Source organism: Phycisphaerales bacterium (assembly GCA_016699835.1).
Classification (GTDB): Bacteria; Planctomycetota; Phycisphaerae; order Phycisphaerales; family UBA1924.
The window spans coordinates 222,296-246,567 of record CP064987.1; the positions used below are offsets into that span (position 1 = coordinate 222,296).

General features: G+C 63.7%; 21 protein-coding genes. 13 read left to right on the forward strand and 8 right to left on the reverse strand.

The window, feature by feature from the left end:
• Positions 1-267: 267 nt before the first annotated feature.
• Positions 268-762, forward strand: a complete 495-nt coding sequence (locus IPK69_00975) for a peptidyl-prolyl cis-trans isomerase (GenBank protein QQS09234.1) — start codon at positions 268-270, stop codon at positions 760-762.
• Between the two features lie 25 nt (positions 763-787).
• Here the strand turns inward: IPK69_00975 and hrpA are convergent, their stop codons facing one another.
• Complete coding sequence (gene hrpA / locus IPK69_00980) at positions 788-4,666, reverse strand: ATP-dependent RNA helicase HrpA (GenBank protein ID QQS09235.1); 3,879 nt, start codon at positions 4,664-4,666, stop codon at positions 788-790.
• Positions 4,667-5,034: 368 nt separating this feature from the next.
• On the opposite strand from hrpA, the gene nbaC reads away from it, so the two are divergent.
• Positions 5,035-5,724 carry a 3-hydroxyanthranilate 3,4-dioxygenase gene (gene nbaC, locus IPK69_00985; protein ID QQS09236.1) on the forward strand — a complete coding sequence of 230 codons (690 nt, stop codon included), beginning with the start codon at positions 5,035-5,037 and terminating at the stop codon, positions 5,722-5,724.
• A 56-nt stretch (positions 5,725-5,780) separates the two neighbouring features.
• On the opposite strand, the gene IPK69_00990 is transcribed toward nbaC, so the two are convergent.
• Complete coding sequence (locus tag IPK69_00990; protein ID QQS09237.1) at positions 5,781-6,464, reverse strand: hypothetical protein; 684 nt, start codon at positions 6,462-6,464, stop codon at positions 5,781-5,783.
• Between the two features lie 123 nt (positions 6,465-6,587).
• Complete coding sequence (locus IPK69_00995; GenBank protein QQS10381.1) at positions 6,588-7,364, reverse strand: class I SAM-dependent methyltransferase; 777 nt, start codon at positions 7,362-7,364, stop codon at positions 6,588-6,590.
• 331 nt (positions 7,365-7,695) lie between these two features.
• On the opposite strand from IPK69_00995, the gene IPK69_01000 reads away from it, so the two are divergent.
• Complete coding sequence (locus IPK69_01000) at positions 7,696-9,063, forward strand: UDP-glucose/GDP-mannose dehydrogenase family protein (protein QQS09238.1); 1,368 nt, start codon at positions 7,696-7,698, stop codon at positions 9,061-9,063.
• 77 nt (positions 9,064-9,140) lie between these two features.
• Here the strand turns inward: IPK69_01000 and IPK69_01005 are convergent, their stop codons facing one another.
• Positions 9,141-9,803, reverse strand: coding sequence for a hypothetical protein (locus IPK69_01005; GenBank protein QQS09239.1), 663 nt, complete (start codon positions 9,801-9,803; stop codon positions 9,141-9,143).
• Positions 9,804-10,003: 200 nt separating this feature from the next.
• Here IPK69_01005 and IPK69_01010 point away from each other — a divergent pair, with 200 nt between their 5' ends.
• The 4 genes from IPK69_01010 (at position 10,004) to IPK69_01025 (ending at position 14,515) form a co-directional block, all read left to right on the forward strand.
• Positions 10,004-10,804 carry a site-specific DNA-methyltransferase gene (locus tag IPK69_01010; protein ID QQS09240.1) on the forward strand — a complete coding sequence of 267 codons (801 nt, stop codon included), beginning with the start codon at positions 10,004-10,006 and terminating at the stop codon, positions 10,802-10,804.
• A 189-nt stretch (positions 10,805-10,993) separates the two neighbouring features.
• Complete coding sequence (locus IPK69_01015) at positions 10,994-11,584, forward strand: hypothetical protein (protein ID QQS09241.1); 591 nt, start codon at positions 10,994-10,996, stop codon at positions 11,582-11,584.
• Positions 11,505-13,577 carry a hypothetical protein gene (locus IPK69_01020; GenBank protein ID QQS09242.1) on the forward strand — a complete coding sequence of 691 codons (2,073 nt, stop codon included), beginning with the start codon at positions 11,505-11,507 and terminating at the stop codon, positions 13,575-13,577. The genes IPK69_01015 and IPK69_01020 overlap by 80 nt, the downstream gene beginning before the upstream one ends.
• Positions 13,578-13,663: 86 nt before the next feature.
• Positions 13,664-14,515 carry an N-acetylmuramoyl-L-alanine amidase gene (locus tag IPK69_01025; protein QQS09243.1) on the forward strand — a complete coding sequence of 284 codons (852 nt, stop codon included), beginning with the start codon at positions 13,664-13,666 and terminating at the stop codon, positions 14,513-14,515.
• A 115-nt stretch (positions 14,516-14,630) separates the two neighbouring features.
• Here IPK69_01025 and IPK69_01030 read toward each other — a convergent pair whose 3' ends face one another.
• Positions 14,631-15,494: a YggS family pyridoxal phosphate-dependent enzyme gene (locus tag IPK69_01030; GenBank protein ID QQS09244.1), complete on the reverse strand. Its 864-nt coding sequence runs from the start codon at positions 15,492-15,494 to the stop codon at positions 14,631-14,633.
• Positions 15,495-15,752: 258 nt separating this feature from the next.
• Between IPK69_01030 and IPK69_01035 the strand changes: the two genes are divergently transcribed.
• The 3 genes from IPK69_01035 to IPK69_01045 all read left to right on the forward strand — a co-directional run bounded on the left by IPK69_01035 (position 15,753) and on the right by IPK69_01045 (position 18,773).
• Complete coding sequence (locus IPK69_01035; GenBank protein ID QQS09245.1) at positions 15,753-16,238, forward strand: redoxin domain-containing protein; 486 nt, start codon at positions 15,753-15,755, stop codon at positions 16,236-16,238.
• A gap of 106 nt (positions 16,239-16,344) precedes the next feature.
• Complete coding sequence (locus IPK69_01040) at positions 16,345-18,051, forward strand: 2,3-bisphosphoglycerate-independent phosphoglycerate mutase (protein ID QQS09246.1); 1,707 nt, start codon at positions 16,345-16,347, stop codon at positions 18,049-18,051.
• 41 nt (positions 18,052-18,092) lie between these two features.
• Positions 18,093-18,773, forward strand: coding sequence for an acyloxyacyl hydrolase (locus IPK69_01045; GenBank protein ID QQS09247.1), 681 nt, complete (start codon positions 18,093-18,095; stop codon positions 18,771-18,773).
• Between the two features lie 182 nt (positions 18,774-18,955).
• Here IPK69_01045 and IPK69_01050 read toward each other — a convergent pair whose 3' ends face one another.
• Positions 18,956-19,930 (reverse strand): diguanylate cyclase, encoded by a 975-nt coding sequence (locus IPK69_01050; protein ID QQS09248.1) that lies wholly within the window; start codon positions 19,928-19,930, stop codon positions 18,956-18,958.
• Entirely contained in the window at positions 19,927-20,268 is a 342-nt protein-coding gene (locus tag IPK69_01055) for an Hpt domain-containing protein (GenBank protein ID QQS09249.1), read from the reverse strand. The genes IPK69_01050 and IPK69_01055 overlap by 4 nt, the downstream gene beginning before the upstream one ends.
• A gap of 269 nt (positions 20,269-20,537) precedes the next feature.
• Here IPK69_01055 and IPK69_01060 point away from each other — a divergent pair, with 269 nt between their 5' ends.
• Positions 20,538-21,677, forward strand: coding sequence for an AAA family ATPase (locus IPK69_01060; GenBank protein QQS09250.1), 1,140 nt, complete (start codon positions 20,538-20,540; stop codon positions 21,675-21,677).
• 316 nt (positions 21,678-21,993) lie between these two features.
• Positions 21,994-23,001, forward strand: coding sequence for a type II secretion system protein (locus tag IPK69_01065; protein QQS09251.1), 1,008 nt, complete (start codon positions 21,994-21,996; stop codon positions 22,999-23,001).
• Between the two features lie 9 nt (positions 23,002-23,010).
• On the opposite strand, the gene IPK69_01070 is transcribed toward IPK69_01065, so the two are convergent.
• Positions 23,011-23,874 carry a hypothetical protein gene (locus IPK69_01070; protein ID QQS09252.1) on the reverse strand — a complete coding sequence of 288 codons (864 nt, stop codon included), beginning with the start codon at positions 23,872-23,874 and terminating at the stop codon, positions 23,011-23,013.
• 77 nt (positions 23,875-23,951) lie between these two features.
• On the opposite strand from IPK69_01070, the gene thiS reads away from it, so the two are divergent.
• The gene (thiS, locus tag IPK69_01075; protein QQS09253.1) at positions 23,952-24,152 is read left to right on the forward strand and encodes a sulfur carrier protein ThiS; all 201 of its coding nucleotides are present in this window, start codon (positions 23,952-23,954) and stop codon (positions 24,150-24,152) included.
• The last annotated feature ends 120 nt before the right edge of the window (positions 24,153-24,272 follow it).

The following is a 24,272-nucleotide window of genomic DNA, read 5'->3' on the forward strand; positions in this document are numbered from 1 at the left end:
CATGGGCGCACGATGTGATTCCGTCCCGAGATGGCCGTAACTCAATAGAGTGTTTCCACACCAACCGCACTCTCTCGCACATCGGGTTTTTCCCACCCTTTCGTTCCATACCCCAGCCCGATGGGATTTCCCCCGTGCACGGGATAATTCAATCGCCCGCACGATTCACTCGTGCGAGATGCGTAGTATCTTCTCCGCAACTCGCGGCGTTTCGTGCCGCCGCGATCTGATCCTTGACCATCCACTTTCCTCAGGAAACACAGCATTATGCGTGTCAAGTTCGCCACATCCCTCGGCTCGTTCGTCCTCGAGTTGAACGAGGCCAAGGCGCCGATCTCCACGAAGAACTTCCTCGAATACGTAGACGCCGGAACATACGACGGCACCATCTTCCACCGCGTCATCTCCAACTTCATGGTCCAGGGCGGCGGTTACACCCCCGATATGAACCGCAAGCCAACCAATGCGCCCATCGCCAATGAGTACAAGAACGGCCTGAAAAACATCCGTGGCTCCATCGCCATGGCACGCCTCGGCGGACAGCCCGACTCGGCCACCAACCAGTTCTTCATCAACGTCGTCGACAACGCCTTCCTCGACAAGCCCCAGGACGGGGCCGGTTACGCCGTCTTCGGCATGGTCGTCGATGGGATGGAGACGATCGACAAGATCCGTACCGTCAAGACCGGAAGCAAGGCCGGCATGGGCGACGTGCCAATCCAGCCCATCGTGATCGAGAAGGCCGAGCGCGTGGAAGCGTGAATCACGTGCCGAAACATCGGGCAGACTACGGCCTGCCGATCTTGTCCCACACCTCCTGAAGACGCTTTGGAGACACGGGCACGCTCGTCCTCAGCTCCTGCGCAAAGAGCGACACGCGGTATTCCTCCACCATCCAGCGAAAGAGGGCGAGACTCGCGTCAGTCACGCCGGCACGCTCGTGGAGCGTCATCCGCGCCTTCGCCGCATTCCAATACGGCACAACCTCCGCCATCAGTTTCCCGTCGCGATCCAGCCCAGCCCCACTCCCCATGCGATTCAGGCGATGCCACATACCCGCTAAGAACCGCGGCATGTGCGGCGTCCACTCCGCCGGCGTCGAGAGCAGAAACCCCGGCGGGAGCAGATGCGCAATCTGATCACGAATGTCCGCATGGTGACGGGCAAACGCCGGAGCCGTCTGTGATTCCATGAGCAACCGAGCCGCCTGATACGTCGTCAGAATGCTCGACGCGAGGGCCGAGCACTCGTCAATTGCCCGAGCGATCGAGTCGTACCCCTTGTCAAGGCGCTTCTCGAACTCCGCCTGCGTCCGCGGAAGATCGTGTGGCAGCCCAAACGCCCGCTCCGTGATCAAACCCATGAGGTCGCTCTTGAACTGCTCACCAGGCCCCAGCGTCGCATGCTGCGTGGCGAGGGTCTCGATGCTGCTCCGAGCGTACATCCGGTGCTTGATCTCGCGACCGGCACGCAGTTGAAAGAGCCGCCGCATCCCCGCGCGGGTCATCTCCTCCGCTCGCTGCGGCGTCTCGAAGACCCGCAGACCCACGCTCGACCCCAAGTCCTCCAGCCCCGGATACGCAACAACGGTCATGCCGCTCCGACGGATCGAGACCTCGCGTGCAAGATCGCCAAAGTCCCACGTGGTCACGCCGTCGCGGTGGTAGTCCTCGCCGCCGATCTTGCTGAAACTCGCCTGCACCTTGTGCCCGAGACTCCGCTTGATCTCGTCAAGGTCTCGCCCATGCGCGATCACTTTCCCGCGCTCATCCACGACGCGGAAGTTCATTCTCAAATGCTCGGGCACGACCACCTGATCCCAGAACTCGCGTGGAATCTCGATGTTGGAGGCCTTGAAGAGGTGATCGCGGATGGCGTCGCGAAGGTCGCCCTCGCCGAAGCGAATCACGCCTGCGATCTCGCGCGACGCCTCACCAGGTGGCCCGACGTGACGCCTCGCGCTCTTGGGGATCGCCCGCAGAATCGCCTCGACCTTTTCCGCCAGAAGCCCCGGCACCAGCCATTCCGCCTTCTTCACGTCCACCTGATTGAGCGCCTCCAGCGGCACATTCATCGTGACGCCGTCGCTCGCCTCCCCCGGAGCCAGTTCATACTCCAGGTTCAACCGGCTCCCCGCAACCTCTACGTGATCGGGGTAGTAGGCCTGGCTGACATTCGCCGCGTCGTGCAACATCAGGTCGTCACGCGTCATGATGAGCACGAGCGCATTGTCGCGTTCGGCCGTCTTCCGCCACGCCTCGAACGTGTCGCGGTTGAACACGCCCTGTGGTATCCGAGCGTCGTAGAACGCAAACCGCGTCTGCTGGTCCACCAGCACGTCACGCTTGCGGCTCTTCTCCTCGAGCGCCTCGACCTCCTCCTGCAATCGCTGGTTCTGACGCAGAAACTTCGCGTCGGTGTTCAGCGTCCCCTCGACGAGCGCCCCATGGATGAACAGATCGCGGCTCTTCACCGGGTCGACAGGCCCATAGTGCACACGCCGCCCCGACGCGATCTCCAGCCCGAAGAGCGTCACCGTCTCCAGCGCCATCACCCGCTGGCCTTCCTCGTCCCAGTACGGATCGGAATACGACCGCTTCACAAGGTTCTCGGCCAGCCGCTCGATCCACTCCGGCTCGATCCTCGCGACGCCCCGCGCGTACAACTTCGTCGTCCGCACCAGTTCCGCCGCCACGACCCACTTGGGCTTGCTCTTGTAGACGCCCGACGCCGGGTGGATGAGGAACTTCGTCCCGTGCGTCCCGCTGAACTCCCCCTGCTCCCCCTTGCGGCCGACGCTCGTGAGCAGCCCGCTCAGAATCGCTCGGTGCACGGCCTCGGGCGTCGCGGGCCTGGGATTCTCCTTGAAACCCATCTCCGTCACCAGCGAGTGCAACTGCCGCCACACCTCGCCCCACTCACGCAACCGCACCCACGACAGGCAGTTCTGCTTGCACAGTTTCTGCATCTTGCTCCGCGACAAACTCTCCTCGTGCTCGCGATAGAACTTCCACAGGTTCAGGCTCGCCCAGAAGTCGGAGTTCTCGTCCTTGAAGCGCGCGTGCGCCAGGTCGGCGCTCGCCTGATCGCCCCTCCGATCGCGAGGGTCCTGCGTCGAGAGCGCCGCCGCGATCACCAGCACCTCGCTCAGGCAGTGCTCCTTCACGCTCTCGACGATCATCCGTCCCAGGCGCGGATCGATCGGCAGGCGCGCCAGCCGACGCCCCATCTCCGTGATCTCGTACTCGTCCGTCACCGCTCCCAGTTCACGCAGCGTCTCGTACCCGTCGCGCACCATCCGCGAGTCCGGCGGCTCCACAAACGGGAAGTCCTCGACCTTCCCCAGACCCAGCGCCTTCATCTGCAGGATCACGCTCGCGAGATTCGTCCGCACGATCTCCGGGTCGGTGAACTCCGGACGGCTGTCAAAGTCGGTCCTCGCATACAACCGCACGCACACGCCGGGCCCAAGCCGCCCGCAGCGTCCCTTCCGCTGGTCCGCGCTCGCCCGGCTGATCGCCTCGACCTCGAGTCGCTGCACCCGCGTGCGCGGCGAGTACCGATTCACCCGCGCCTCACCCGTGTCGATCACAAAGCGAATCCCAGGCACCGTCAGCGACGTTTCCGCCACGTTCGTCGAGAGCACGATCCGCCGACCCGAGTGCGGCTCAAAGACCTTGTTCTGCTCCTCCACGCTCAATCGCGCGTACAGAGGCAGGATCCGCGTCTGCGGCGGATGGTGCTTCCGCAAGGCCTCAGCGCACTCCCTGATCTCCCGCTCGCCGCTCAGGAACACCAGCATGTCGCCCCCCCCACCATGCCCAAACGTCGACGCCTCGTCCACGGCCCGGCACACCCTCGACGGCAGATCCGTCGCGTCGAACCCGTCGCCGTCACCACCCTCGCCGTCCGCCCCATCCTCGTCGCCAACCGCCGGGCGATACAGCACCTCCACCGGATACATCCGCCCGCTCACCCTGATGATCGGGGCGACCGACGCGCTCCCCTCGAAGTGCCGGACGAAGCGCTCGGGGTCGATCGTCGCCGACGTGACAATGACCTTCAGGTCCCGCCTCTTCGGAAGGATCAGTTTCAGATACCCCAGCAGAAAGTCAATATTCAGCGACCGCTCGTGCGCCTCGTCGACGATGATCGTGTCATACTGCTCGAGCAGCCGATCCGATTGCGTCTCCGCGAGAAGCACACCGTCGGTCATCACCTTGATGAGGTTCTCGGGGCTGGTCTTGTCGCCGAACCTCACCTTGTACCCAACCAACTTGCCCAGCGGCGTCCCGAGTTCCTCGGCGATGCGCCCCGCCACCGCCCTTGCGGCAATCCGTCGCGGCTGCGTGTGCCCGATCGTCCCCGCGATCCCGCCGCCGAGTTCGAGACAGATCTTGGGCAACTGCGTCGTCTTCCCCGACCCCGTCTCGCCGCAAACCACGACGACCTGGTGCTTGCGGATCGCCTCGGCGATCTCCCCCCGCGCCTGGCTAATAGGGAGTTCATGCGGATACTCGATGCGTGGCCTCGAAGCCCGCCGCGCCGCCCGCCGTGCAATGCTGCCCTTGAGATGCTCCTCGAGACGCGACCCATCGCCCGCGCGACCTCGCCCCTCTCGAAGGTCTCTCAACCGCGACCGAAGCCGCCGCTGATCAACGAGCATCGCCTCATCCACCAGGCCAAGCAGCCGCGCGACATCCCCACCCCCACCACCTCCCCCGCTCCCGTTCCCCCCTCCGCGTCCTCTGTCCCGCCTCTGTCTACCACTGTGTTCGCCTTTCGGCGCATCGCCAGGCCCATGCGACGTCCCGTCCGGGTTCGGACGCGTCGGCGGAGTTGAAGGCGGCCCATCGCTCACGAGGGGATCGTAAAGCGTCCGCGCCTCACCGGCTGAGACTCTTTCTCACGCCACCATCTCCGCCTCCCCGCGCTTGATTCGCCGTGTCGTCCGTGGTTGAATGCACCGTCGGCCTGGCGTTCCACGGTTCGCGTGCCGTTGCAACGCCGACCACACCACACGGAGCCACCACTATGCCCACCAGGAAACCCTCGAAGAAGTCCGCCTCCAAACACTTTCCCATCCTCAAACTCGACCAGTGGGTGAAGAAGAACTGGAAGGACCTCAAGCCCCCGGTGAGCAACAAGGAACTCTTCCCCGGCTCCGACGACGCGATCGTCTTTGTCTCCGGCGGCCCCAACACCCGCAACGACTACCACGTCAATCCCACCGAGGAACTCTTCTACCAACTCAAGGGCGACATCGCCGTCCGCATCCGCCCCCTCGATGGCAGCAAGCCCAGGGACGTCGTCATCAAGGAGGGCGAGGTCTATCTCCTCCCGCGCTGGGTCCCCCACCGCCCCCAGCGCCCGGCGGGGACCGTCGGCCTCATCGTCGAGTTCCCCAGGCCCAAGGGGATGAACGACGGCCTGCGCTGGTACTGCCCCAAGTGCGACTACCTCGTCCACGAGGCGTCTTTCCGCCTCAAAAAGATCGACAAGGACCTCCATGTCATCATGAACAGGTTCTGGGGAGGCCCCGCCTCGGGGCGTACGTGCAAGAAGTGCGGCCACACCATCACCCGCGCCGGCGAGATCGAACTCAAGCACGGCAAGATCCAGGCCAAGGCCTCACGCTCAGCCGCGAAGACAGGCGACAAGAAGAAGGTCGCCAAGCGCCGGACCAACGGCTCCAAAGCAAAGCGGGCCCAGTTGCGGGTGTGAGGCGTTGGTGATCGGTCCTGGAGGCCCGCCTCTCTTCAGGCTGGTTACTTCGATCACTAAGACACGCCCGCATGGGAGAGTCGAGCCACCTTGGGCACCGTGCCACACTCCGGGCACGGCGCGTCGGGTGAGGAAAGCCCGCGGCGGCTGTAACCGCAGCACAGACACTGGTCACGTGCGCGTCGGCGTCGACGACGATCCATGAAGTCCCTGGCGTACGGCCTCGACAGCCACAACGTCACGAGCAGCAAACTCGCGGTCACAGCCCAGCAGGGCGCCGTGATCTGCATGCGCGGCAGGATCGAATACCCAAGCCGATGAACCGTGGTACGGAATCCCCACCGATCAAAATCAACGATGGGCTCGTCCATCATCGCCACCGCCGACGCGCTCAGGAGAGAACTTCCCAGAGACGCACGCCCAAAGGCAGGACTCATGATCGAGGGTGTGTACCGGATCTGCCGTGAGCGTCGACTGAACATCTCCCACGACCACGTCACCCGCGAGATCGATGTATCGCTCGGCATCAAGTCGAGCATGGGGAGATAGGCGCGCCCCAGTTGCCACACACCCCGATCCACTCCAACAACAATCGAGTCGGTCGAATAGTTCGACGGATCCGGGCGAAAATCGGGCAGGATCACGGGAATCGGCGTGTAGCGCCGGACGACGCGAACCCCAACCTCATCCCTCTCGGAGATTGCCCACAGCACGCCGCTCACAATCGTGATTACGGCCATCGCAATCGCCATTCGCGTGCGAAACCAACGAAGCACACGCGAGACCCGCGACATCTGAGGACGCTCGCTTGCCATGCTTCACCAACCCTTCCACCCACCGTTGCCTCTCCATAGACCCGTCGCCTACTCCGCCACGATGTACGCGATAAAACTCTCGCACGCCTCGCCCTTCTTCTGGGGCTTGAAGACGCCGTTGCCCCCGCCCTTCCCGTCGTCACCCTCCCAATAGACCGTCGAGGCTTTGAACCCCGCCTCGGCAAGCAACTCGCGCACCTCGGGAATCGTCCACAACCGCCAGTCGTACGTGAACGCCTTCCTCATCGCTGGGCCTTGCGTTCCACCCTTCCGCTTGAACTCAAAGTGGATGTGGCAGCGGATGCGGTTCGTGATCGGATCGAACTCCGCCTGGTCCCACACATACGTGAACCCCTTCTGCCGCCGCCGCTCCTGCTGCTCCTTCATCGACTCCCACCCGCCCATGATGTCGAGATAGAACAGCCCCTTCTTCTTCAATGACTTCTTCACCGAAGCGAAATACGCCCGCAGCGAATCCCGAGTCTGGAACACCCAGTATGAAAAGTTCATCGCCAAGACCGCGTCTACGCCCCTCCCCTCCGCGTTCGGCGAGAGCACGTTGCGCTTGAACAACCGCAGCCGCGACCGCTGCTCCGCGTCCAGGTCCTTCGCGTTGTGCTCCAGCCCCCACCGGATCGTCGGCCCGTGCAAATCCAGCCCCACAGCCACGTTCCCCTTCCGCCGTCGAACCCACTCGCAACTCGTGTACGCCGTCCCGCAGAAGTCCTCCCGAATCTTCACGGGGCGCACGCCAAACCGCTTCGTGTACACCTTCTCCACAAACTCGACCTCGGCCTCCGGGCACTGCACCGACTGCTGGTACAGGTCGTGCTTGCTCGAGGTCCTGGCCGAGGGTAACTCCCCTTTCGCGCGACTCTTTGAACGCGCGGCCGGGCCTCTCGTGGTGCGTGCGGGTTGTGACGCTCGTGTCTTCTTCGTGCCCATGTGGCCCGAGAATATTCAGGTTTCGTTGAATTGGCGAGCCGCTCCTTCCGATGGGGGGAGGAACGAGTACGCCCAAGGGCCAAACTCCATCCCCTCGCCATCGAGGCCGGAACGCCCAACGCATATACTCGCATCTTTTCCCCGCGGTCCGCCACAACGCGACCGCCGCGGGCCAATCCGTCCTGTCCAATCGTGTGTGGGAGATTCGGCGATGCGTCTGACAATGGTGGGTACCGGTTACGTCGGCCTGGTCACGGGCGTCTGCTTCTCCAACACGGGCAACGACGTCACCTGCCTCGACGTCGACCCCAACAAGATCGAGAAACTCAAAAAGGGCGTCTGCCCCATCTATGAGCCCGGCCTCACCGAACTCATGGAGAAGAACCACAAGGCCGGACGACTCCACTACACCCTCGACAAGAAAGCCGCCTACACCAACGCCGACATGATCTTCATCTGCGTCGGCACCCCCACCGGCGAGCACGGCCAGACCGATCTCAAATACGTCAACGCTGCCGCCGACGACATCGCCGAAGTCCTAAAGGCCCTGGGACCCAACCAGAAGCCCAAGGTGGTCGTCATGAAGTCCACCGTCCCCGTCGGCACGACCCTCGCCGTCCGCGACCGCATCCGCGCCAAGGTCGGCCCCTCCATCCCCTTCAAGGTCGCCGATAACCCCGAGTTCCTCAAGGAAGGCGCCGCCATCGACGACTTCATGAAGCCCGATCGCGTCGTCGTCGGCATCGAGGACGAGACCGTCGGCGAGGCCTTCAAGGAACTCTACGACCCCTTCGTCCGAAACGGGCACCCCATCTATCTCATGGACGTCCCCAGCGCCGAGATGGTCAAGTACTGCGCCAACAACTTCCTCGCCACCAAGATCTCCTTCATCAACGAGATGGCCAACCTCTGCGAGGCCTACGGTGCCGACATCAACCGCGTCCGCGAGGGCATGTGCTCCGACAAACGCATCGGCCACGCCTTCCTCTATCCAGGCCTCGGCTACGGCGGCTCCTGCTTCCCCAAGGACACCCTCGCCTGCATCATGATGGGCGACAAGTGCGGCATCGAGGCCACGCTCAGCAAGAGCGTCCACGCCGTCAACCAGAAGCAACGTGACCGATTCTTCGACAAAATGATCGCCCATTTCGGCGGCAAGACCGGCATCGGCGGCGGCGCGGCCGGCATGCAGGGAAAGAAAATCGCCTTCTGGGGCGTCGCCTTCAAGCCCAAGACCGACGACATCCGAGAGGCCCCCGCCCTCACCCTCATCCGCAAAGCGAACGGCTACGGCGCCACCTGCGTCGCCTTCGACCCCGTCGCCAACGAGAACGCCAAAGCCGAACTCGGCCCCACCGCCACCATCGTCGACAATCTCTACGACGCCGTCAAGGGCGCCGACGCCCTCGTCGTCTCGACAGACTGGGACGAGTTCAAGAGCCCCGACTTCGACAAACTCAAGAGCCTCATGAACACCCCCGTCATCTTCGATGGGCGAAACCTCTACCGCTTGAGTGCGATGCGCGACGCCGGGTTCACCTACTACAGCGTCGGCCGGGCGGTCGTAAAGGCCAAGTAACTCATCCTCTCGAATCGAAATGAACAGGCCGGGCATCTCGCCCGGCCTGTTGTTCATTCACAGTGTTGCCGGCACACTCACCGAGCCGCCAGCACGCCGGACATCGTCCCGATCGTGATACGATCCCCGGCACGCATCATCGGCACGACGCCCTGGTTTGGGTCATCGCCACCCTGATGGACCTCGATCCGCCCGGTGCCGAGCGAGTTTGTCACAACGGTCCCGATCACCACGCCGTTGTGCCGGACCACGAACTGCGCGTTCGGGAGCGCCCGCGAGACCTCGGCCTGGAACTTCCGCCGATCCACTCGGTACTCAAAGGCCAGTTTCCCCTCGACGCGGCCGCTCCGCATCCGAGCCTCAAGTCGAATCCGAACCTCGCTCGTCGCCGACGTTCCGCCACCCGACGCGCTCCCACCCGACGAGGCCCCGCCCGAGTTGCTGGTCCCGCCGCCGCTCGAACCTGAATTGCTGGATCCCGAATTGCTCGAACCAGAACTGCTCGAACCCGAGTTGCTGGATCCGGAGTTGCTCGACCCCGAACTGCTCGAACCTGAGCTGCTGGACCCGGAGTTGCTCGAGCCCGAGTTACTCGAACCAGCGCTCGATGAACCAGAGTTCCCCACATTCCGGTGGAAGAACCGCCCCCGGGTGCCGGACACATGCCCATCCGCAACCTGAACCAGAACCATCCCCGTCGTGGCAAGCGCGAACATCAGCAGTACGATCTTCGACTTCATGGTGCTTCCTTTCATGGGCCGAACGGCACACGGCCTTCGGACTCCATGCGAAAACCCAATCCGCGGCATGTCACGATTTTTTAGACCGACCAGTGTTTTCCAATCGAGTTTCTCCCCGATCCAGTGGCGTGTGCCCCAGGCCCGATACTCAGGCTGCCCTCGCCCCAGGACGCGATCCGACCCTACGCGTACGTTTCGGGGTGAAACAGGTCGCCACTCCCGTCGATTGGCTCGCTGGCGTAAAGCCCCTCGCACCGGCCTCCATCGACTTCCTCTACGCCGACCCACCCTTCAACACCGGCGCCGCCAAACGCACACCCCCAAACGCCCATAAGCGCTCGCTCGTGCCTCATGCCCAATGCCTCGTGGCTTCTTCTTATCCCGACTCCTGGCCAACCATCCCCCACTACATCGCCTGGCTCCGTGAACGCCTCACCGCCACGCTCCCCGCCCTCAAGCCCACCGGCGTCATCGCCATCCACTGCGACTACCGCACCTCTCACCACATCCGCATCCTCCTCGACGAACTCCTCGGCGACGACCACTTCGTCAACCACCTCATCTGGCACTACGGTCTCGGCGGCTCCTCCCCTCGCCGATTCGCCCGCAAGCACGACGACATCCTCATCTACGCCATCGACCCCGATCGCTACTACTTCGAACCGCCGATGGTCCCCGCGACCAGCAACCGCCTCAAAGGGAAACTCAAGAAGGCAACCGATGTTGTTCGCGTCCCTCTCGATGCGATGATCGACATCCCATCCCTCAATAACATGGCCAGCGAACGCACCGGCTACCCGACACAAAAACCCCTCGCCCTCCTCGACCTCCTCATCCGCGCCTTCTGCCCACAGGGCGGCACCGTCCTCGACCCCTGCTGCGGCAGCGGCACCACCCTCGTCGCCGCCATCAGCGCAGGCCGAAACGCCATCGGATTCGACATCTCCAAGAACGCGATCAAGGTCACGAACCAGCGACTCTACAGTCTCGTGGAGTCATGAGGATCACGACGGCATCTGCGAATGCCGCCGACCGGCACACGACACGCTCGCAGTTTCACCGACCACCTCTCGCGGCACACACGTCCCGCTGTGTCTACTCCGCCTTCAGTACCACTCCATGGAAACTCGAAGTCTGCCATTGCCTATTGCCCATTCCCCATTGCCTCTTCCCCCTCTAGACTTGCCCGCATGACCTGGTTCATGCGCTGGTACGGCCGGCGCATCGTCAACGTGAACGTCAACATCCTCGTCGCGGGGGCGCTCGCGCTCGCCATCACCGTGGGTGTCATGCACCTCTTCCAGGAATACGGCCTCGACTGGCGAATCCACGACGAACTCGCCGAGAAACTCGGGCCCCGCTGGACGCTCAAGCAGACCGCCATCATCTCTGTGGTCACCATCGTCGTTGATCTCATCGCCGACGTCGCCGTGTACTACCTCCTCCACTGGCTCGCCAACCACCTCCCAAGAAAACTCCCCAGGATCATCGAGCCGGCCTACGCCAATCTCAGTTTCGTGAAGGATGCCACCATCGTCCAGGCCCAGCGCATGGTCCTCTCTCCCGTGCTCTACGTCATCGCCGTCGGGCTGCAGTGGATCATGCTCCACAAAGACGCGTCGGTTGGCGTCGCCACCGCCGTCGGCTACGGCACGGGAATCCTCACCACACGCACGCTCCACACGACCTGGATGCTCTGGGTTGAACGCCGAGCTCGCCAAGACGCCGCGAAGGCCGTCGAGGATCGCGCCCATCCGCCCGCCGCCGAGCCGCGCGACTAGCCTCCACCCATCCATGTGCGGCATCGCGGGCATCCTCCGAGTCACTCCTCCCGACGCGCCGGCGATCGATCACGCCAACGCCATACCAGAAACATGGCTCGACGCGCTCGACGCCCGCATCCGCCATCGCGGACCTGATGGCCACGGGCGGTTCCGCGATCGCGCGATCCACACCGATGGCTCGACGATCGATGTCGCGCTCGTCCATCGCCGACTCTCAATACTCGACCATGCGCTGGGTGCGCAGCCGATGCTCGCCGGGCATGGCCCGTTCGCGCCCGGCACCGGTGTCACGCACGCCACGCCGCCGATGTACGTGCCGCCGAATCGCGACGACGCCGGCGAGATCGCCGCGATCGCGTTCAACGGCTGCATCTACAACCACCGCGCGCTCCGCGCCGAACTCGAATCACGCGGCGAACGCTTCGCCTCGGCCCACAGCGATACCGAGGCGATCCTCCGCGGATTTCGCGTGTGGCGTGAGGATGTCGCGGCACGGCTCGATGGCATGTTCGCCGCACTGCTGTGGGATCGGCGATCGGCGACACTGACGGCAATGCACGACGTGGCGGGCGAGAAGCCGCTGTATCGGCTGGACGTGGCGGACAAGGGCATCACGGCGTTTGCGAGCACGGTGCCGGCGCTGGTGGCGGTTGCTCGGCAGATTGAGGGATGTTTCACGTGGAACATTGATGCGGCGATGGCTTGGCGGTGGTTGACGCATGGGTTTGGGTGTGTGTCGATGTCGCTTGGTGGCGCGCGTGTGGGTGAGGTTGAGTGCGGGACTTTGGAGTGTTGCGCGCGCGATCGTGTGGTTCGGCGATTCTGGCGGCGGCCTGCTCGCGGGAGTGTGGCGCGGGTTTCTGTCGGCGAACTGGGCGAGATGGTGGATGCGTCGGTGCGCGCGCGGCTGGATGCGGATGTGGACGTGGGGATTTTTCTTTCAGGGGGGATCGATTCGGGACTTGTGGCGGCCTCTGTGGCGCGCGCGGGCGTGCGGGCGACGGCGTACACGGTGTCGATGGGGACAGCGGATCTGGACGAGCGCGCGTTAGCGGCACGGACGGCGCGGCGTTGCGGGCTGGAGCATCGGGTGCTGGAGTGCTCGATCGCTATGGACTCGGCGGCGGAGGATGTGCGGGCGCTGGTCAAGCAACTTGGGCTGCCGCTGGGCGATTCGAGCGTGCTACCGACGACGTGGATCAGCCGGGCGGTTCGGGAGGAGTGCCGGGTGGTGCTGACGGGTGATGGCGGGGACGAGTTGTTTTTCGGGTACGACCGGTATCGCGGGTGCGCGTGGTTGCAGGAGTTTGGCGCGGTGCTTCGGCGCGTGCCTCGAGGAGTGGCGGCGCGGCTCCCGGGACGATTGGGCGAGCGGGGTGTTCGGCTGGTTGATGCGGCGCGATGGGGCGGGTACGACGATTTGCTCGCGGTCTTCCCGAGAGGGGAGTTGCGGCGATTGGGTGGGCGGGACGGCGGCTCGGAACGCGATGCGGATGGCGATGTGAGAGATCCAGCGGGTGTGGACTTTGGTTCGTATCTGCCTGGGGATCTGATGCGGAAGGTGGACACGGCAACGATGTCGGTGGCGCTGGAGTCTCGGTCGCCGATGCTGGCTGGGGCGATCCGGGAGGCCGGGCTTGGGATGTCTTTGGAGGATCTGGGGGGCGGCGGCGTGTGGGGCGGGACGAAGCGGCTGCTTCGGGAACTGGCGATGGAGCGGCTGGACCCTGGGGTCGCACGGGGGCGGAAGCGCGGGTTTGGGGTGGCGATTGACGGGTGGTACCGGCGTGGGGGGACGCTGCGGGGCCTGTTTGACGAGGCCGTGATGGGCGATCGTGAGCGTCTGGACGGGCTGATTGGGGAGGTGCTGCCCTGGAGTGGTGTGGAGCGGCTGGTCGCGGAGCACGACTCAGGGACCGGGCGGCATGGACAGCGTCTGTTTGTGCTGACGAGCCTGGCGTTGTGGCTGGATTGGCTCAGGGGCGGGTAACGGGGTCTACCCTTTCCTTTGCCGGTGGGTTGTTCGGGATGGACACTGGACGGACCTCGGCGTGGATGCCGATATTGGGCTTACTCATGGATCACGAGACCCTCGCCACCCCACATCCCCACTCCACCCCCATGCTCAGCACCGACTCCCAACCGGAGTCGGCTCGCATCGACCACGACGGCGGATTGCCTGTGGATCGTCGATCGATCCTGGGCGGCGGGATTCTGTTTGGACTTTCGGCCTTGATGGCGGCATGCAATCGCGGGTCGCAGTATGTGACGAACCTGCCGACGCCGGTGTGGCCTGATCAGCAGCCCTCGCCGGTGAGCGGGTCATCGGGGCCGGTGTGCACGAAGCCGACATTCGTGGAGAATACCACGCCGGTGCAGCAACTGCCGGGGAGCCTGCCGAGCGGGGTGATCTCGCGTTCGCGATGGGCGGGGAATGGGCCTGTGATGAGCCGATCGAACCCGATGAACGGGATCAACCGGATCACGGTGCACCACGACGCGATCTCGGCGGCGTCGGGGATGTCGTTCGACGAGGCGGCGAGGCGGCTGGAGTCGATCCGTCGCGGGCACGTCTCGGGGTCGCACGGTTGGGCGGACATCGGGTATCACTTCTCGATCGATCCGCAGGGACGGGTGTGGGAGTGTCGGCCTTTGAACCTGCAGGGCGCGCACGTGTCGGACAACAACGAGCACAACATCGGCGTGATGCTGATGGGGAACTTCAACCAGCACGGGGCGACGAACGCGCAGTTGGCGGCGCTGGATCGGTTTGTGTCGGATCAGAGCCGGGTGTTCCGGGTGCCGATTTCGCGGGTGTACACGCACCGGGAGTTGCGGCCGACGGAGTGCCCTGGGGATCGGCTGCAGCGGTATATGGAGGGGACGCGGTCGTTTGGCGGGGTGATGCGGAAGATGGCGTTTGCGTGAGCGGGGTCGGGAACACAACGGGAAGCACGCGGACGCCTCAAAGCCCTCCCTCACGGTCGGGCTACATGCCTGATTTGAGATGTGCTCGTGCTCCAGGTTGCTGATTGAGTATGTGTCAATCGTCTGTGTCGTCGGTGTCGGGTTGTTCGCGGCCTGGGCCGAAGATTGAGGTTCCGACTCGGACGATGTTGGCGCCCTCGGCGATGGCGTCCTCGAAATCGCCGGACATTCCCATGGAGAGGATGTTGAACTTGCCCTCGCTGAGGCGGAGTTTTCGCATTTCTTCGAAGAGTTCGCGGCATCGCTCGAAGACGATGCGGGGCTCTGGGCCTTGGCCCTGGATGGGAGCCATGGTCATGAGGCCGCGGACGCGGACGTGGGCCATGGTCTCGATCTGCTCGGCGAGTGGGATAGCGGCGGGGACGGGGCAGCCTTGCTTGGAGGCTTCGGCGGAGCAGTTGACCTCGATGAGGACCTCGATGACGTGGTCGCGTTTGAGGCCGATGGTCTGGAGTTCTTCGGCGAGACGGAGGGAATCGACGGAGTGGATGAGTCGGACGAGTTCGGCGGCCTTCTTGGCCTTATTGCGCTGGAGGTGGCCGATCATGTGCCAGCGGACGGGGGTTGGCTCGGCGGCGTCGAGGAGTGTCTTGGAGGGGAAGAGGGAGTCGCTGGCGTCGGCACGGCGGGCCTGGCGTGAGTTCTGGAGGACCCGGAGGCGCTGGAGGTATTCCTCGGCCATGGCGGCGCGCTGGATGAGTTGCTGGACTTTGTTCTCGCCGAAGTCGCGGTGGCCGAGTTGCATGAGTTCGCGGATGTCTTCGGGATCGGCGAACTTGGTGACGGCGACGAGGATGATGTCTTCGGGCTTTCGGCCGGCGCGTCGTGCGGCGTTGGCGACGCGGTCCTTGACGAGGGCGTAGCGCTTGTGGAGGGATTCGGGGAGGCTTTGGGCCGGGTCTGCGTGGGTTGTGGGCATTGAGGACCACCTCCGTGGATTTCAATCGAGGGGGTCCTTCCGATGGACCCCTGTTGGCGTTGGCATTACCGAACTAGAGTACACCGGTTGTCGCGTCGTTTCAGGGCGAGAGAACTTGAGGCGTCTTTGATGGGATTGACGGTCGATTCTGAATGCAGAGTTCGGAGTTGAAGGAGTAGGCACAGGCGGGACGCCTGCGCCACGAGACTGGGTAGGGACCTTGAACCGGTGCGTTTGTGCACTGTTGGGAGATTGAAGTTGGCACAGCAGACCTTGACCGCGCGGAATTCCCCGATTGGCGTTGGCGATGTGGCGCCGGACTTCACGCTTGTGGATCAGGATCGGAAGGAGTGGACGCTCTCGGAGGCGGTGAAAAAGGGGGACGTGGTGCTGGCGTTTGTGCCGTTCGCCTTTACGGGGGTGTGCACGACGGAGATGAAGTGCGTGACGAGCGACATGGCGAACTGGACGGGGAAGGGGATGTCTGTTGTGGGGATCTCGTGCGACAGTTTCGCGGCGAACAAGGCGTGGAGCGAGCAGGAGGGGTACACGCATCCGATTCTGAGTGATCTGAAGCGCGAGGTGTGCAAGGCGTATGGGTTGTATTGGGCGGACCTGAACGTGGCGCAGCGGGGGACGGTGGTGATCGGGAAGGACGCTTCGGGGCGGGGGAAAGTGAAGCATGTCGAGGCACGGGACCCGAGCGCGGCGATGAACTGGAAGCATGTTCTCGAGAAGATCTGAGACTGTGACGCCAAGCGACATGGGCGGGTCGATTCGATGTTCATCCTGGGGTTCAGGTCGGACGTTGGCCTGAGACTGGTTGGCGGCGGATCGCTACGCTGTGGCTATGTCCACACGTCCGACGTCGATTTCCAACACGCCGTTTGTCTTGATTATCCGTGATGGTTGGGGGTTGAACCCCAATGAGTCGCATGCGGCGTTTGATGCGGTGCGGATCGCGCGGGAGCGCGGGCTGACGCCGACGGCGGATCGATTGATGGTGGGGTGTCCGTGGACGCTGATCAAGACGAGCGGGGAGGATGTGGGGCTTCCTGAGGGGACGATGGGGAACAGCGAGGTCGGGCACCAGAACATCGGGGCGGGGCGGGTTGTGGATCAGGAGTCGGTGGCGATCACGAAGGCGTGCCGGGCGGGTCTTGAGACGAATGAGGCGGTGATCGGGGCGGTGAACGCGGCGAAGGATCGGAGCGGGCGGGTGCACCTGATGGGGATCTGCTCGGACGCGGGGGTGCACGGGCAGTTGTCGCACTTGTATGCGTTGCTGGCGGCGTGCAAGGCGTTGGGCTCGCCGAAGGTGTATGTGCATTTGTTTATGGATGGGCGGGATACGGGGCCTTTCACGGGGAAGGGGTATGCGGCGCAGGTTCAGGCGAAGTGTGAGGAACTCGGGGTTGGGGTGGTGGCGTCGGTCATCGGGCGGTACTACGCGATGGATCGGGACAACCGGTGGGAGCGGGTGGAGAGGGCGTATGCGTGCCTGACGGGGAAGGGGGAGAGCGCGGCGAAGACGGCGATCAAGGAGACGGCGGGCGAGGCGATCGAGGCGTATTACGCGTCGCCGATGACGCCCAGCCAGGCGGGGGATGAGTTTGTGTTGCCGACGATGATCGGGTCGAGCAAGGGGGACGCGGCGGCGGGGCGGATCCGGTCTGGGGATTCGGTGATTTTCTACAACTATCGGGGTGATCGGCCCCGGGAGATCATCCGGGCGTTTGTGTTCGACATGTTCGAAGGGGCGGTGGCGGCGTCGCCGGATTCGGGGAAGAAGGGGTTCGCGCGGGACGAGAAGTTGGACGTGCACTTTGTGACGATGACGTCGTATGAGGAGGCGCTCTTGCCGTATGTGCACGTGGCGTTTCCGAAGGCGGCGAAGATGAAGAACATCGCGGGGGAGTATCTGTCGGCGATGGGGCTTGGGCAGTTCCGGTGCGCGGAGACGGAGAAGTATCCGCACGTGACGTTCTTCTTCAATGACTATCGGGAGGAGGCGTTCGCGGGGGAGAGGCGGGAGATTGTGCAGAGTCCGAAGGTGGCGACGTATGACCTGCAGCCGGAGATGTCGGCGAACGGCGTGTGCGAGGCGGTGCTGCGGCGTGTGAATGCCACGGATGGGGAGGATGTGATCGTCGTGAACTTTGCGAACGGGGACATGGTCGGGCACACGGGGAATCTTGAGGCGGCGATCAAGGCGTGCGCGACGGTGGACGCGTGCGTGGGGAGGATCGTGGACGCGACGCTGGCTCGGGGTGGGAGCCTGATCGTGACGGCGGACCATGGGAACTGCGAGCAGATGTATGACCCGGAGACGAAGTCGCCGCATACTGCGCACACGGTGTATGACGTGCCTGTGATCGTGGTGGGCGAGAAGTGGCGTTCGGCGATGCTGCGCGGGGACCGGGAGGGGAAGGGGTGGTTTGATCCGACAGTGCGGGCGTCGCGCGGGTGCCTGGCGGATATCTTTCCGACGGCGCTGGAGATGATGGGGCTGGGGCAGCCGGCGGAGATGACGGGGCGGTCGCTGCTGAAGTCGTAGCGAGCGTGCGAGTGGGTCAGGATGACGATGGAGGCGTGGATATGCGACATGGGGCATGGATGCTTGGTGTGGCGGCGGGGATGGCTTCGATGGCGAGCGGCGCGTTTGGTGAGGCGGCGTTGCGGCTTGTGCCAGCGGCACCGGAAGAGGTTTTGAGACCCGTGGAGATCGAGCGTGCGGAGCATGTGCCTGCGTCATTGAGTCTGGATCGCGCGATTGGTGATGCTGATGCTGCGTCGGACAAGCCTGCCTATGGCGAGGAGGGTGGGCGGTTCTGGGCGATCGGGGCGGGGATCACGCACGACTTTGTCGACGCGACGGACACGAACATCTTTTTCAGTTACCACTACTTCCTTGCGGATGGTGTGGAGTTCGTGGGCGAGGTTGGGGCGTGGTACTACAACCAGCCCGGGGATGATGCGTTTGCGTTGAACCCGGCGATGGTGTTCCGCTGGCACTTTCTGCGGCAAGAGGACTGGACGCTCTACGCGGACATGGGGATCGGGCTGCTGTTTGCATCGGACAATGTGCCCGATGGCGGGACGTCGTTTGATTTCACGCCGAGGGTTGGCGTAGGGATGACGTACGAAATTGACTGGGACACACGGTTCCTAGTGGGGCTGCGGTGGGCGCATGTTAGCAATGCGCGGATCTATGGGAACGATCAGAATCCGTCGCGAGATGGGCCGATGCTGTATGCGGGGGTGATCATTCGGTTTTGAAGGATGCGTGGGATGGAGTCGGGCTTGATGGTGTCGTGTCGCACCTGGGCCCTCCCTTACGGTCGGGCTGCTTGCATGGACACCGCGCGGAGCGTGTGGTACTTGGGAATGCCCACCTCGCGGAGCGAGGTGGTATTCGAGAAGGCGCACCACGCGTAGCGTGGTGGTACCCGGAGGCCGTGCTAGGCGACTTTGAGTCTGGCTTTGAGGACTTCGTCGGCGTGGATGGCGACAACGCGGTTTCGGCCGCTGCGTTTGGCGGTGTAGAGGGCTTCGTCTGCCATCTGGACGAAGTCTTCTGCGGTACCGGCAAAGACGGAATCTGAGCCGCAGACGCCGATGGAGATGTTGACGTGGCGTTCGGGGTGTCGGGGCCAGACGGTCTCCTGGCAGGCGACGCGGAGTCGCTCGCAGGTGGCGCGGGCGTCCTCGATGCCGGTCTCATTCATGACGACGACGAACTCCTCTCCGCCGTAGCGGCATGCGATGTCGGTGTGCCTGAGTTCACGGTTGAGCATCTTGGCGATGCCCTGGAGGACGATGTCGCCGACGGGGTGGCCATAGGTGTCGTTAATGGATTTGAAGTTGTCGGCGTCGATCATGGCGACAGAGAAGGGCCGGTTGCTGCGGAGGGACCTGGCGAAGTCCTCCTCGACGCGGCGGTCGAAGTACTGGCGGTTCCAGAGTCCGGTGAGGCCGTCGACCTGGGCACGCTGGGCGAGCATGCTGATGAGGTTGTGCATGCGGAGCGAGGATCGCATGCGGACTCTGAGTTCGGAGATGTCGAAGGGCTTCATCACGTAATCGACGGCGCCGAGGTCGAAGGCGGTGACTTTGTCGGCGGCGGTGTTGAGGCCCGAGAGGACGATGACGGCGATGTCGCGGGTCTCGTGGCGGTCCTTGAGGAGTCGGAGGACCTGGAAGCCGTCGATGCCGGGCATGTCGAGATCGAGGAGGATGAGGGCGGGGGATCGGACGGCGGCGATCTGGAGTCCTTCTTCGCCGCTGGTGGCGCTGATGAACTCGACGTCCTCCTGGCGGAGTCTCGCCTTGAGGAGCCTATGGACATCGTGCGAGTCATCGATGATGAGCACGACGGGACGGATGTCCTCGGGCTGCTTGCTCGGGCCCATGATGGAGTCGTGGACGTGGCTCATGGCTCGACGATGGCCCTCCGGCAGAGTTCGACGAGTTCGTCGACCTGGGACGCGAGGGATCGGACGTGGTCCTCGGCGTTGGTGTTGAGGGCGAGGATCTGTGATTCGAGCGAGGCTGCGGCCTGTCCTATGGGCGCGAAGCCATATCCTGCGGAGGCGCCCTTGAGTTGATGGGCGAGTCGCTGGAGGGTGTCGAGGCTGCGCGACTGGTAGGCGTTGATGACAGAGTCGGCCCGGGCGGGGAGTTCCGAGACGAACAACTCGACGAGTTCCTTCATGTCCGGGTCGGCGGCGAGGTCGCTTCGCAGGGGAACTCTGGGCTGATCGGGGGTCGGCATGTTCACCTCCACGCGCGGCGTCGGCCCACCGGAGGCCCGACATCGGTTCTGCATCGACGCGTGGGGATTTCGGCTTTGTTATGCCGCTGGAGTGGATCGCGTGGGCGATGGCACAGGCGGCAATTTCGGCACAAGCACTCTGATCGCCCCACCAGTTGGAGTGGCGTCGCGGGACTTCTCGGACGAATCGGCTTCTTCAGGTTTGGGAGGCGTCGGGATGGCCCTAGGATCGACCCGTTCGGGTATTTTGGCCTCATCGGAGACCGGCGATGCGCACGATTGTGACGGGACAGATCGGTGTGGACAAGAAGCCTTATCTGGACGCGGCGGCGAAGTTCGCGGGTGGGCAGGGGGAGACGGTCTCGACGTATCACGTGGGCGACCTGATGTATCGCGAGGCGCGGGACGTGCGGCCTGGGCGGATCCTTGATCTGCCGATCTCGCGGCTGGATTCGTTGCGTCGGGCGGCGTTCAAGGACATCATCGCGGAGAGCCGGGACCAGAAGAACGTGGTGGTGAACACGCACGCGACGTTCCGCTGGCGGCACGGGTTGTTCTGCGCGTTCGACTATGACCAGATCCAGAAGTTTGAGCCAAGCACGTTCATCTGTCTGGTGGACAACATCGAGGTCGTGCACGATCGGCTGCACAAGGAGCACGAGATCGACGCGACCTTGAAGGACTGCATGGTGTGGCGTGAGGAGGAGATCCTGGCGACGGAGCTCATGAGCAGGGCAATACCTGAGAGCAAGTTCTACATCCTGTCGCGCGGACGGCACGAGCCGACGACGCGGACGATGTTCCGCCTGGTGTGCCGGCCGGAGATGCGGAAGGTGTATCCGAGTTTTCCGATGAGCCACGTGATGGACATGCCGGAGGTCTTGGCGGAGATTGATGCGTTCCGTGCGGCATTGGCGGAGCACTTCATCACGTTTGATCCGGGTGACGTGGACGAGAAGTTGCTGCTGGATCGGGGGATCGAGGCGGCGCGCGAGGGGAAGGAGTTCATCGAGGTGAAGCCGCACACGTTTGGCGGCGGGAAGAGCGCCGGTGACGATCCGATCCGGGTTCGCGTGCGTGAGATTCTGGATATTGCCGGGGATGTGGATGGGCAGATCTACATGCGTGACTTCAAGTTGATCGATCAGTCGGACATGATCGTGTCGTACATCCCGGAGTTGCCAGGCGTTGGGGGGAAGGACATCCCGGGGCTGTCGAGCGGGGTGGAGCGGGAGTTGCACCACGCGTTCGAGCACACGAAGGAGGTGTTCGTGGTGTGGAAGCCGAAGAAGGCGCCCAGCCCGTTCATCACGGAGACGGCGACGAAGATATTCGGGAGCACGGAGGAGGCGCTGAAGTACTTTGAGCAGAACGGGTACTTCACGCAGAAGAACCTGTTTGGGAACTGAATCGGGCCGGGACGTAGGGATGTGTGAGGGGATTGTTGGACGGGGCTTGGTATTGCCAACACGATATGTTTGTGCTTTGGCAGGGTGTGCGGGACGATATTTCGCTACGCATGGGTAATTTCTCCACGCTGGTTGCGGGGTTGGGCCGGGTCTGGTAGGGTGTGTTCGTCATTGTCTCGTTCGGGTCGGCCTTTAGGGGCTGTTGGCGGGTGTTCACGCGTTCTGCGGTGGGTGCCTGCGGTGGCGGATGTCTCGGAGCACCTCGGCGTTCTGCCGAGGAGAGTGGCTTGGAGTGTTCGCGAAGAAGGAGTGTCGTATGACTTTCTCCCAGAATCGTGCGTGGCGCGTTGGTCGCGGGTTCACCCTGATTGAACTTCTGGTGGTGATCGCGATTGTGGCGCTCCTGATCAGCCTGCTGTTGCCGGGTCTCTCGCACGCGAAGCGGCTGGCGAAGATGCTGGAGGAAGAGAATCTTGCGTCGCAGCAAATGAAGGCGATGGCGAGCTATATCACCGATTACAAGGATCGGACGCTGCCGGCGGCCCCGCACTGGAACTGGGTGCACGCGACGAACTATGAGAGCATGTATCCCGCGGACGTGTCTCGCGGGCAGAACGTTCGTGTGTTCATGTGGCACTCGATCGCGAAAGTGTGGCCCTGGCATTTCCTGTCGTCGACATACTACCGGTTGGACGCGTTTCAGTTCGACAAGGCGACATACCTGGAGTTCCGGTCCAGGCCGAGCAATGGTCCTTCGAGCGGATTCACGGATTACCCGTCGAGTTCATTCCAGGGAGCGATGGCGTATCACCCGAGCTTTGGGTACAACGGTGTGTATGTGGGCGGGGCGTACACACATGGGGGCTTCCGTTCGGGGCGTGCGGGACCGAATCCGCGGGTGTCTGGCGGGGACTTTTATCTGACCAAGGCGGCGGATGTGCGGTACACGGATAAGTTGATGATTTTCTCGTCGTCGCGAGGCGGCGATGTGCGAGATGGAGGGTTCTGGGGTTGGGGCGCGAGCAAGCCCGACAGCGGTGTGAAGCGTCCGGGATACTGGCTCGTGACGGCTCCAAAGCCACACCCGGTTGGTCGGGGCGCCGGCGCGTATACGTTGGGGTGGGGCTGGTCGTCTGCGAGCAACAAGTACAGCGATTCGGCGGTGCCGAGCACGTGGGGGATGCTGCACCCTCGGCACTTCCAGAAAGTCACGAGCGTGATGTTCGATGGACACGTGGAGATGCTGACGCTGGAGCAGTTGCGTGACATGCGTCGCTGGTCGAACTATGCGGACCGGGCGGACTGGAACTTCCAGCCGCGGTAATGCCGGCGACTACTTTGTATCCATGGGCGCCGGCTTGATGGCCGGCGCCTTTTTTCTTTCCTCGACGGCCTTGGTGTAGGCGTAGAAGACCATCGCGGCGGGCATGAAGGCCTTTTCGCCGGCGGTGCGGGCGAGGGCGTCGAGGTTGGTGATCTTGCCCTGCTCGATGTCGAGGCGGAGATCGACGATGAGGTTGTTTACCACGGCGACCATGCTGCGGAGGATCTGGTACTCGGCGGGGGTGCGGGGGGCGTACTTGGAGATGACGGGGAGATGGAGCGGGAGGACGAAGTACCAGTTGCCATCGGCGGCTTGTTTCAGGGAGATGCCGACGGGCGGGAGGATGGGCTGGTTGTCCCAGCGGAGGGAGACGGTCTCGTCATCGACGTAGGCGGTGGTGAGGCGGGTGTCGGCCTCTTCGAGCCAGCCGTAGGGATCGACGAAGAGGCGCTTGAAGGAGTCGTCGAAGTCCTGGCGCTGCTCGGAGCCTTCTTTGGGGGTAGGGCCACGGCGGGTATTGGACTGGGAGCGGGTGATCGCGGACATGAGTTTGGCGGCGCCGCCCGACTCTGCGTCCTGGCGGATCTTGTCCTTGAGCGTGGCGACCTCGGCGGGGAACTTCTGGTCGATGGCGAGAGTGAGTTTCTGGGTGTTCCTGAAGAAGATGCCGAGACGGTCGAGGACGAGGCGCATCTCGGGATCGTCGGTGTGGATGAGGGTGGCGAGTTTGTCGGCGTGGCCGTCACGGACCATGTCGCGAGCGGTGCGGAGGGTGGCCTCGGGGGTGGCCTGGCTGTAGATGGGCTCTTTCTCGCAGCCTGGGAGGATGGCGAGGATCGAGACGAGCAAGATCTGGAGCACTCGAGAACGCATGAAGGAATGGTACCGCGCGGCGGGGAATCGCCCAAGGTGAATCGGTGTGCGGGATGGGTGTGCCGTACGATTGCGGCATGCGGGTGATTGTGAATGGAACCGAGCGGGATGTGGCCGAGGGGATGACCGTGAAGGGGTTGATCACGGCGAGCGGGTTGGAGGGGAGGGCGTGTGCCGTGGAGGTGAACAAGCGGCTGGTCCCCCACCGCGAGCATGAGACTCGGGTGTTGGCGGCGGAGGATCGGGTGGAGTTGGTGACGCTGGTGGGTGGGGGTTAGTGAGTATGTAGAAGTATGTTGAGGCAGGCGGGCCGCCTGCCCCACGAGATTGGGTAGGGAGTTGAATGTGAGCGAATCGAAGGTGATTGTGGAGAGCAAGTGGAATGCGGCGACAGAGCC